The sequence below is a fragment of the Cellulosimicrobium sp. BMG9.22 genome, assembly GCF_059159975.1.
In genome coordinates this window covers 54,043-64,037 of sequence record NZ_JBZGBY010000025.1, presented here as the reverse complement: position 1 = coordinate 64,037, position 9,995 = coordinate 54,043, and the positions used below count along the sequence as shown (strand labels likewise).

The 9,995-nt window shown below is 73.7% G+C and carries 10 protein-coding genes; 6 read left to right on the top strand and 4 right to left on the bottom strand.

Going from position 1 to position 9,995, the window contains the following annotated elements:
* Positions 1-78 precede the first annotated feature (78 nt).
* Complete coding sequence (locus AC4H2H_RS15605) at positions 79-945, bottom strand: CPBP family intramembrane glutamic endopeptidase (RefSeq protein WP_494371733.1); 867 nt, start codon at positions 943-945, stop codon at positions 79-81.
* Positions 946-1,166: 221 nt separating this feature from the next.
* On the opposite strand from AC4H2H_RS15605, the gene AC4H2H_RS15600 reads away from it, so the two are divergent.
* The 4 genes from AC4H2H_RS15600 to AC4H2H_RS15585 are packed head-to-tail and all read left to right on the top strand — an operon-like array spanning position 1,167 to position 4,060.
* Positions 1,167-1,943 carry a hypothetical protein gene (locus AC4H2H_RS15600; protein WP_494371732.1) on the top strand — a complete coding sequence of 259 codons (777 nt, stop codon included), beginning with the start codon at positions 1,167-1,169 and terminating at the stop codon, positions 1,941-1,943.
* Positions 1,936-2,241 carry a transcriptional regulator gene (locus AC4H2H_RS15595; protein ID WP_494371731.1) on the top strand — a complete coding sequence of 102 codons (306 nt, stop codon included), beginning with the start codon at positions 1,936-1,938 and terminating at the stop codon, positions 2,239-2,241. The genes AC4H2H_RS15600 and AC4H2H_RS15595 overlap by 8 nt, the downstream gene beginning before the upstream one ends.
* Positions 2,238-3,260: an ABC transporter ATP-binding protein gene (locus AC4H2H_RS15590; protein WP_494371730.1), complete on the top strand. Its 1,023-nt coding sequence runs from the start codon at positions 2,238-2,240 to the stop codon at positions 3,258-3,260. The genes AC4H2H_RS15595 and AC4H2H_RS15590 overlap by 4 nt, the downstream gene beginning before the upstream one ends.
* Complete coding sequence (locus tag AC4H2H_RS15585; protein ID WP_494371729.1) at positions 3,257-4,060, top strand: ABC transporter permease; 804 nt, start codon at positions 3,257-3,259, stop codon at positions 4,058-4,060. The genes AC4H2H_RS15590 and AC4H2H_RS15585 overlap by 4 nt, the downstream gene beginning before the upstream one ends.
* Before the next feature lie 98 nt (positions 4,061-4,158).
* Here AC4H2H_RS15585 and AC4H2H_RS15580 read toward each other — a convergent pair whose 3' ends face one another.
* From AC4H2H_RS15580 to AC4H2H_RS15570, 3 genes are all read right to left on the bottom strand, one after another.
* Entirely contained in the window at positions 4,159-6,939 is a 2,781-nt protein-coding gene (locus AC4H2H_RS15580) for a heavy metal translocating P-type ATPase (RefSeq protein ID WP_494371728.1), read from the bottom strand.
* Between the two features lie 339 nt (positions 6,940-7,278).
* Positions 7,279-7,650 (bottom strand): heavy-metal-associated domain-containing protein, encoded by a 372-nt coding sequence (locus tag AC4H2H_RS15575; RefSeq protein ID WP_494371727.1) that lies wholly within the window; start codon positions 7,648-7,650, stop codon positions 7,279-7,281.
* A gap of 25 nt (positions 7,651-7,675) precedes the next feature.
* On the bottom strand, positions 7,676-8,014 hold the full coding sequence (locus AC4H2H_RS15570) for a metal-sensitive transcriptional regulator (protein ID WP_494371726.1): 339 nt from the start codon (positions 8,012-8,014) through the stop codon (positions 7,676-7,678).
* Positions 8,015-8,203: 189 nt separating this feature from the next.
* Between AC4H2H_RS15570 and AC4H2H_RS15565 the strand changes: the two genes are divergently transcribed.
* Positions 8,204-8,698 (top strand): hypothetical protein, encoded by a 495-nt coding sequence (locus tag AC4H2H_RS15565; protein WP_494371725.1) that lies wholly within the window; start codon positions 8,204-8,206, stop codon positions 8,696-8,698.
* A 101-nt stretch (positions 8,699-8,799) separates the two neighbouring features.
* Positions 8,800-9,903, top strand: a complete 1,104-nt coding sequence (locus AC4H2H_RS15560; protein ID WP_494371724.1) for a DUF2330 domain-containing protein — start codon at positions 8,800-8,802, stop codon at positions 9,901-9,903.
* The last annotated feature ends 92 nt before the right edge of the window (positions 9,904-9,995 follow it).

Here is a 9,995-nt window from a genome sequence, read left to right as displayed (position 1 = left end):
CACAGCACGCCCTACACGGACCCGACCACAGCACGCCCAACGTGCCCCGAGCACCGGCGCCGCCCTGCCGGCACTCGATCAGGCGAGGCCCAGGGACTGCTTCCACTCGAGGGGGAGGAGGGCGTAGCCGACGAACGCGACGACGTCGAGCAGGGTGTGCGCGACGACGAGCGGCATGACGCGGTGCCGGCCCCAGCGGCTCGTGTAGAACCAGGAGAAGACGACGCCCATGACGACGTTGCCGACGAACGGCCCGAACCCCTGGTACAGGTGGTACGACCCGCGCAGCAGCGAGCTGGCGACGACGAACTTCACGCGGCCCCAGCCGAGGTCGCGCGTGCGCTCGAAGAGGTAGCCGACGGCGATGACCTCTTCGAGCAGCCCGTTCTGCAGGGCAGCGAGGATGAGCACCGGAACCGTCCACCACGCCGCGTTGAGGGCCGACGCCTGGACCTCGACCGTGATGTCGAGGACGCGGCCGAGCGCGTAGAACGCGAGCCCCGGGATCCCGATGGCGGCGGCGAGCGCGAAGCCCCAGCCGACGTCCTTGAGCGGACGGGAGCCGTCGAGCCCGATCGCCCGCACGGCGGACCTGCCCCGAGCGCTGAGCAGGTACAACGCGAGCGCGACGGGCAGCACCGCGAAGAAGATCCCGACGAGCTGGTACGTGAGGTCGAGGTAGGGGCGCGCTGATCGGCTGACGTTGAGGCTCGCCGACTGCTCGCCCAGCGGGGTCCCGGCCGTGAGCCGCGCGACGATGTTGATGATCGCGTACACCGCCGACTTGCCGAGGCTCAGGCCGAGGACGATCCAGATCTCCGCGCCGATCCGGCGCCGGGCGGCCCGGTCCGGGCGCGCAGGGGAGACGGACGTCGCGGCGGGCCCGGCTGTCGTCGGCCCCGGCTCGGGCGTCGTCGCGGCGCTGGATGCTGTCAGGTCGGGCACCGTCCGGTTATAGCACCGGTCGCCGGGAGAGGCGTCGACGCCGTCTGGACGCCGACCACGACCCTTCTCCGCGTCGAGCACGGGCTTGCTGTCGTTCTCGGCCCCAGAACGACAGCAACGTCGTGCTCGGCAGGTCTGGTACCGGGGGTTGTGCTCGGCCTCGGGACGTGGCACGCTACAAACAAGTTTGCGGCACAAACTACTCTGCGAGGATCACGCACATGTCGAACGAGCACGACGACCGCGGCGACGAACCGTCGCCGCGCCCGCCGGCCGAGCCGGCCTTCGACCCCGCCGAGTCCCTGCGGCTCATCCGCGAGCAGCAGGAGCGTGCGCGCGAGGCGACCGAGCCGGACGCGCGACTCCTCTACCTCGCCTGGGGCACCGCATGGCTCGTCGGTTACCTCTGCCTGTGGACGAGCTCGTTGCGCACCGCGGAACACCCCTCGTCCGCACAGCTGACGACCGGCCGCTCCGCGGTGGTGGGCGGCGAGCCGGAGCCGTGGGCGTTCTGGGTCTTCTTCAGCCTGATCGCGGCGGCGGTCGTCTTCACGATCGTCCACAGCGTCACGCGCACCGCCGGGACGCGGGGGGTCAGTGCGCGCTCCGGCGCGATGTACGGATGGTCGTGGATGCTCGGCTTCACGACCTACGGGTTCGTGCTCGGGGGCCTCGCCAGAGCGGGGGCGTCCGAAGAGGTCCTGGCCCTCGCGAGCAATGCGTTCGCGTGCGTCGTCGTGGGCCTGCTCTACCTCGGCGGGGCGGCGGCCTTCGCCGACCGCGGTCTGTTCGTCCTCGGCCTGTGGATCCTCCTTGTCGCGGCGGTCGCCACGTTCGCGGGGCTCCCGCTCACCTACCTCGTCATGGCGCTGCTCGGCGGCGGCGGGTTCCTCGTCATGGCGCTGGTCTCGCACCTCCTGCTCGTCCGACGACGGCGCCGCGGCCTCGCGGGCCCGTCCCCCCGGCCGCACGGCGACGGGGAGGTGGGCGATGCCTGATGGCGAGCTCGACCCGGTCATCCACGCCCCCGCCCGGCTGCGCGTCGTCGCGACGCTCGCCGCGCTCGGCGAGGGGGACGAGCTGTCGTTCCCCAAGCTCCGCAAGCTGCTCGACATGACCGCGGGGAACCTGTCCACCCACCTGCGCAAGCTCGAGGACGCGGGCTACGTCCGCGTCACCAAGACCCACGAGGGCCGCACGCCGGCCACCTACCTCGCCCTCACGGCTCGCGGCCGGTCGGCGTTCGAGGACTACACGACCGCACTGAACACCCTCCTGAAGGGAGCCGGAGCATGAGCACCGAGCACATGCAGCAAGCGGGGCACGCCCCGACCGACCGACCCGACCGCGCGCCGTCGCGCACGGGCACCCACCCGCCGGTGGTCGCCGTCGACCACGTGACGCGGCGGTTCGGCGAGGTCGTCGCGCTCGACGACGTGTCCCTCACCGTCGGTGCGGGCGAGCTCGTCGGGCTGCTCGGGCCCAACGGCGCGGGCAAGTCGACGCTGCTCTCGCTGATCAGCGGCCAGCGCAAGCCGGACTCCGGGACCGTCCGCCTGTTCGGCGGGGACCCGCGCGACGCGCGCAGCCGCGTCGCTCTCGGCCTGACCCCGCAGGAGACGGGGCTGCCCGCGACGCTCAAGGTGCGGGAGGTCGTCGACTTCGTCGGCGGGCACTACCCCGACCCGGTCCCCACGGCGGACCTGCTCGAGCAGTTCGGCCTCTCCGACCTCGCGGGCCGGCAGACGGGCGCGATGTCCGGCGGGCAGAAGCGCCGCCTCGCGGTGGCGCTCTCGCTCGTCGGCCGGCCGCGCGTCGTCCTGCTCGACGAGCCGACGACAGGGCTGGACGTCGGCGCGCGCCAGGCCCTGTGGGACGCCATCCGCACGTACCACGCCGACGGCGGCACGGTCCTGCTGACCAGCCACTACCTCGAGGAGGTGCAGGCGCTCGCGCAGCGCGTCGTCGTCATCGACCAGGGCGTGGTCAAGGCCGACGACTCGCTCGACAACATCCTGCGGCGCGTGGCGCTGCGTCGGGTCGTCGTCGGGTCCGCGACGGACCTCGCCGGGTGGCCCGGCGTCGTGCGGGCCGAGCGCTCGGGCGACGGCCGGCAGGAGCTCTACACGGCCGACGGCGACGGGCTCGTGCGCGAGCTCGTCACCTCGGGCGTCGACTTCCACGACCTCGAGATCCGCGGGGCGAGCCTCGAGGAGGCGTTCGAGGAGATGGTCGCGCGCGACGTCCGACCCGCGCGGGACGACGTGACCACCCACGGCTCGACCACCACCGACGCGACGGGAGACGCACGATGAGCACCACGACCACCGGGGGTGCCGTCCCCGCCCGCACGCCGGCCGCGCCCGGCCCGGTGCAGCTCACCTGGCTGCACCTCAAGTACCAGTTCCTGGAGACCGTCCGCGTGCCGATCGCGGTGCTCGGCAACATGTTCTTCCCGGCGCTCGCGATGTTCTTCTTCGTCGTGCCGCAGCAGGAGGTCGCGGGCGACCCCGTCGCGGCGACCACGGCCGTCGCGTCGCTCGGCCTCTTCGCGATCTGCTCGGCGAGCCTGTTCACGTACGGGCTCGGGGTCGCCGAGGACCGTCAGCTCCCGTTCGACCCGTTCGTGCGCTCGCTGCCCGCCGGGCCCGCGCCGCGGATGATCGCCCGCATCCTCAACGGGGGGATCTTCTCGCTGTTCGGGGTCGTGCCGCTCATCCTCATCGCGTGGTTGTTCACCGACGCGTCGGTGACGTGGAGCCAGCTCCTCGCGGGCGTCGGGACGGTGCTGCTGGTGTCCGTGCCGTTCGTCCTGCTCGGCATGGCGATCGGGTACTCGCTGTCCGCGAAGGCCGCGCTGCCGGTGGTGCAGGTGATCCTCTTCCCGCTCGCGTTCGTGGGCGGCCTGTTCCTCCCGCCGTTCCTCTTCGCCGACTGGCTCGACACCATCTCGCAGGCGACGCCCACACGCGCCGGCCGTGACCTGCTCGTCCAGGCGCTCACGGGCGAGCCGGCGTACGGGCTCGCGTGGCCGGTGCTCATCGGCTGGACGGTGCTGTTCGCCGCCCTGGCCGTCGGCGCGTACCGCCGTGACGAGGGCCGCCGCTTCCGCTGACCACCCCCGCGCCGAACACGACGTTGCTGTCGTCATCCGCCGGATGGCGACAGCAACGTCGTGTTCGACTGCGCCTGACGTCGTGCTCGGCGACGGTGTCAGACGGCGCGACGCAGGCGCAGCGAGTTCCCGACGACGAGCACCGAGCTCGCCGCCATCGCCGCCCCCGCGATCATCGGGTTGAGCAGACCCGCCGCGGCGAGCGGGATCGCCGCGACGTTGTACGCGAACGCCCAGAACAGGTTCTGCTTGATGATCCGCAGCGTCCGGCGCGAGAGCCGGATCGCGGTCGCGGCGCTGCGCAGGTCGCCGCGCACGAGTGTGAGGTCGCTCGCCTCGATCGCGACGTCCGTCCCCGTGCCCATCGCGAGCCCGAGGTCCGCGGTGGCGAGCGCGGCGGCGTCGTTCACGCCGTCGCCGACCATCGCCACGACGCGCCCCTCCCGCTGCAGGCGGGCGACGACGTCGACCTTCTGGTCCGGGAGCACGCGCGCGATCACGTCGGTCTCCGCGATCCCGACGGCGCGCGCCGCCTCGCGGGCCGCGCCCTCGCCGTCGCCGGTGAGGAGGTAGGGCCGCAGGCCGAGCTCCTTGAGCTCGCGCACGGCCTCGGCGGACGTCGGCTTCACGGGGTCGCGCAGCACGAGCACCGCGCGAGCCTTCCCGTCCCACGCGACGACGACGGCGCTCGCCCCGGTCGTCTCGGCGTCGGCGAACACGGTGTCGAGCATGGGGTCGCTCGCCACGCCCTCGCGCGCGAGCCACGACGGCTGCCCCACGAGCACGCGCCGCGCGTTGAGACCCGCGCCGTCCCCGCCGACCGAGAGTCCGGAGTGCGCGGTGCGGACCACGGCCTCGACCCCGCCGCCGGGAGCGCTGCGGAAGCCGAACGCCTGCAGGGAGCCGATCGCGACACCGTCGGCCCCCACGCCCGTGTCGCGGGAGGTCGCCTCGGTGACGGGAGCCGCGGACGTGGCGGCGATCGCCCGGGCGATCGGGTGCTCGCTCAGCGCCTCGACGGCTCCCGCGTGGCGCAGGGCGTCGCGCGCGTCGGCGTCGCTCGAGCTGTCAGCCGCTGGTCGCGGCAGAGGGCGACCCTCCGCTGACAGGTCGCCGAGCGTCAGCGTGCCCGACGGCGTCACCACGGCCTCGAGCGCCATCGCGCCCTGGGTCACGGTGCCGGTCTTGTCGAGCACCACCGTGTCGACGCGTCGCGTCGACTCGAGGACCTCCGGGCCCTTGATGAGCACGCCGCGCTGCGCGCCGCGACCGGTCCCCACGAGCAGGGCCGTCGGCGTCGCGAGCCCCAGGGCGCACGGGCACGCGATGATGAGCACGGCGACGGCAGCGGTGAACGCGAACTGCGTCCCCGCGCCCGCGAGCAACCAGGCCGCGAGAGTCGCGACAGCAAGCACCAGCACGATCGGCACGAACACCGCCGAGATGCGGTCCGCGAGCCGCTGCACCGGCGCCTTGCCCGTCTGCGCCTGCGTGACGAGCCGCCCGATCTGCGCGAGCGTCGTCTCCTCGCCCACACGCGTCGCCCGCACGAGCAGCGCGCCCGACGCATTGACCGTCGCGCCCGTGACGTCGTCGCCGGGACCGACGTCCACCGGGACCGGCTCGCCCGTGAGCAGCGACGTGTCGACGGCGCTCGACCCCTCGAGCACGACGCCGTCCGTCGCGACCTTCTCGCCCGGCCGCACGACGAACACGTCGCCGACGACCAGCTCGGCGACCGGCACGCGCTCGGTGAGCCGGGCGCCGTCGGCGCCCGTGCGGGGTGTGCCGTCCGCCGCGAGCACCACGCGATCGGCGTCCTTCGCGCCCAGCTCGAGCAGCGAGCGCAGCGCGTCGCCCGCGCGACGCTTCGACCGGTGCTCGGCGTACCGGCCCGCGAGGAGGAACGTCGTGACGACCGCCGCGACCTCGAAGTACAGCTCCGGTGTCCCACCTGGGTCAGCACCGTGGTCGCGTGACGGGATCAGCGTCGGCTGCATCCGCATGCCGATCTCACCCGCGCCGCCCAGCAGAAGCGCCCACAGCGACCACAGGGTCGCGGCGATCACGCCGAGCGAGACGAGCGTGTCCATCGTCGACGCACCGTGCCGGGCGGCGCGGAACGCGGCCGTGTGGAACGGCCACGCCGCCCAGGTGACGACCGGCAGCGCGAGCACGGCGACGACCCACTGCCAGCCCGGGAGCTGCAGCGCCGGGATCATCGACAGCGCGACGACCGGGACGGTGAGCACCGCCGCGACGCGCAGGCGACGCAGCAGCTCCGTGCCGCGGCGGTCGGTCTTCTGGTCGGGTCCGGTCTTCTGGTCGGGTCCGGCGGTGGGGGTGGCGTCGGTGCTCGGGCTGGCCGCGCCGTCGCCCTGGTCCGTCGGCCGTGCGTTCGCGAGCGCGGCCTTGACGCCCTTCGCATCCGACGCCGCCCCCACCGCCTCGGCCGTCGTCTCGTCATCGCGCATGACCAGGGTTCTACCTCGCGAGGTAGAACCCTGGTCTGCCGAGGTAGAGCCCTGGTCTGCCGAGGTAGAACCCTGGTTCGTCGTGGGAGCGCCGTGGCCGGGTGCGGGTGTCGGTGCTGCGGTGCGGCGGGTGGTGACGCGGGCGGTGTAGCCCGCCTTCTCGACGGCGGCGACGAGGTCGGCGTCCGTGACGTCCGACGCGAGCGTCACGTGCGCGCTCTCGAGGGGGAGGTTGACGGTGGCGGTGACGCCCTCGACGCGGTTGAGCCGCTTCTCGACGCGCGCGACGCACGAGGCGCACGTCATGCCCTCGATCGCGAGGTCGACCTCGGCGAACGGTCGACCGTCGACGAGGCCGCCGGGCGAGGCGGTCGGGGCCGGGGTGGGCGTGGGCTGGGCGGTCATCAGGGTGACTCCTCGACGGGTGCTCGGCTGGAGGTCACCGGCGGCGGTCCGGGGTGGCGGACGTCGCGGCGGGGGCGCGGCCCGTTCTGGAGGGCGCGGCGCGGCGCGGAGGGCCCGGGTCGCGGTGGCGACGGTCGGCGGGCGGTCCGCGGGTCGTTCCCGACGGCGGAGGCGACCTCGTGCGGTCGAGGCGCGGTCCGTCGTCGGGCACCGGGGCGAACGTTGTCAGCGTGTCACGGGTGCGGGTACCGGTGGGTCGCTGACAGGTCACACCGGTCGGGTGTTGTCAGCGCGTCACGGGTGCGGGGACCCGTGGGTTGCTGACACGTCGCGACCGGGTCAGGCGCGGGGCGGGACCTGGAGGTCGTAGGTCTTCGCGGCGGGCACGTCGTCGGCGCTCGCGGTGCCGCAGCCGCACGCGCAGTCGTGCGCCTTCTGCTTCTCGCCCGCCTGCTCGGCGTACTGGGCGGCGAGCGCGTCCTGCTGGACCTCGAGCGTCGCAACGGCGTAGCCGGCCTCGTCCACGGCGTCGCGCAGCGCGGCCTCGTCGAGCGGGTCGTCGGAGAAGACCGTGACCTCGGACGCCTCGCCGACGCGCAGCTCGACGCTGACGTTCTCGACGCCGGTGACGGCCTCGAGGTCCTTGGTGACGTGCGCGACGCAGTTGCCGCAGGTCATGCCGGTGACGCCCAGGGTGGTGACGGTGCTCATGGTGCTCCTCGGGTGTGGGGGTGGGTCAGCTGCGGACGAGGCGGGCGATGGCGTCGGCGGCCTCCTTGACCTTGGCCGCGCCCTCCTCCTCGGACTGGCGGGCCGCGTCGACGACGCAGTGCCCCAGGTGGTCCTCGACGAGGCCGATGCTCACGGCCTGGAGCGCCTTGGTCACGGCGGACACCTGCGTGAGGATGTCGATGCAGTAGACGTCCTCGTCGATCATGCGGGCGATGCCGCGGACCTGGCCTTCGATGCGGCGCATGCGCTTGAGGTACGCGTCCTTGTCGGACGCGTAGCCGTGCGGGCCGCTGTGGACGGCGTGCTGGTCGCCCGCGGCCAGGGTCTCGGTCGTGTCGGTCATGCCTCCACCATACCCCCTGAGGGTATCAAGAGGTCAAGTGGCGGACGACGGCGCACGCCTCGGGCGACCGCCGTCGTGACACGTGTCATGCCTGCGGCGTGACGGACGCACCTCCGCCGGTGACGGCGCGCACTGTCCGGCCGGCGGATCGCGGGGGACGGTGGTCGTACCACCAACGAGAGGCTCGTCATGAACGACGTCGTCACCGCACTGCAGGACTTCACGCTCGACCTCCCGCCGCTGCTGCGATGGGTCGGCGTGCTGCTCGCCGGCGCGATCCCCTACGTCGAGGCAGAGGGCGCGGCGGTGCTCGGCATCTTCGCGGGCATCAACCCGTTCGTCGCGATCCCCGTCGCGATCGTCGGCAATGCGCTCGCGCTCGCGGCCGTGGTCTGGCTGATCGGGGCGGCGCGCTCCGGCGTCACCCGCAGGCGTGGCGCCGGGAAGGTCGAGGAGGTGGACCCGAAGCGCCAGCGGATGCGGCGCGTGTTCGACCGCTACGGCGTGCCGGGCGTCAGCCTCCTCGGGCCGCTGCTCCTGCCCAGCCACGTGACCGCCGCGGCCATGGTCAGCTTCGGGGCGCCGAAGGTCCGCGTGTTCGTCTGGGGAGTGATCGCCGTCGGGCTGTGGGCGCTCGTGCTCGGGGTGCTGGCGTACCTCGCGGTGCAGGCGGCGGTCGCCTGACCGACCCCGCTCGGGCGCTTCCTGTCACGAGGGCATCACGATTCGTCGCCCGGCGAGCGCTCGGCGCGCACGGCGCCGGAGGCCGTCCTACGCTCCCAGACATGGGCAGGGCGGCCGGGGCGCGACGGGCGGTGCGTGTGGCCGCAGCCGCGCTCGCGGTCGCGGGCGGGGTCGTCGTCGCAGCGCCGCCGGCCGGTGCGTGCGCGTGCGGGGGCCTCGTCGACGCCCCCGCCTACGACACGTCGGTCTCCCAGGAGACCGCGGTGCTCCAGTGGGACGGCACCACCGAGACGATGCTCCTCGAGCTCGCCGCGCTGTCGAACGCCCCGGAGGTCGGGCTGATCCTGCCGACCCCCGCGCCGGCGGAGGTCGCGCTCGCCGACCCCGAGGTCTTCCGCGAGCTCGACGAGATCACCCGGCCGCGCGCCGTCGTCTCCGAGCACCGGTGGTGGCCCGACCTCAGGTTCGGGGCGGGTGGGGGCGACGGCGCGGGCGCGGCTCCCGGGGTCGAGGTGCTCGGCGAGGTGCGCCTCGGGCCCCTCGACGTCACGACGCTCGCCGCGACCGACACCGCGGCCCTGGACGCGTGGCTCGTCGAGCGCGGTTTCCAGCTCCCGTCGTCGACCGCGACGGCGCTCTCGCCCTACGTCGCCGAGGGGTGGTCGTTCGTCGCGGCGCGGATGGCGCCCGAGGAGGCGGCCGCGTTCAACGGGACCCTCCAGCCCCTCCGGGTGACGTTCCCGAGCGGCTCGCTCGTCTACCCGATGCGGATGTCGGTCGTCGCGGAGGACGCGCAGAGCACGCGGACCTACGTGCTCGCGGACCACCGGGTCGACCGGGTCGACCCGACGGCCGAGCTCGACGAGCCGACGCTCCGGTTCGCCGGACGGGTCGACCCCGGCACGGTCGACTCCGACGAGCTCGCCGCGCTCCTCGCCGGGGGTGGGTTCGTGACGGCGCACGAGCAGGACTTCGACGAGCCGGCGACCCAGATCGTCTCCGACTTCGCGTTCGCGCCCGCGGCCTCGGACGGCGCGTACGCGGCCACGTACTCCGTCGTCGCCGAGAAGCGCATCGGCCCGTTCTTCGCCGGACCGGTCCTCGCGTTCGCCGGGATGATCGCGCTCGCGGGGCTCGTGGTCTGGGGTGCCCGACGGCGGCACGCGCCTGCGCCCGCCGTCGCACCCCGTCCCGTCCGCGCCTGAGAGCGGGCGAAACGCGCGCTTCGCCGCGACACGCGCAATTCCTGGGTGTTTCATGAGGAACGAAGCGGGATGCGACACCGCCGGGGATCCGG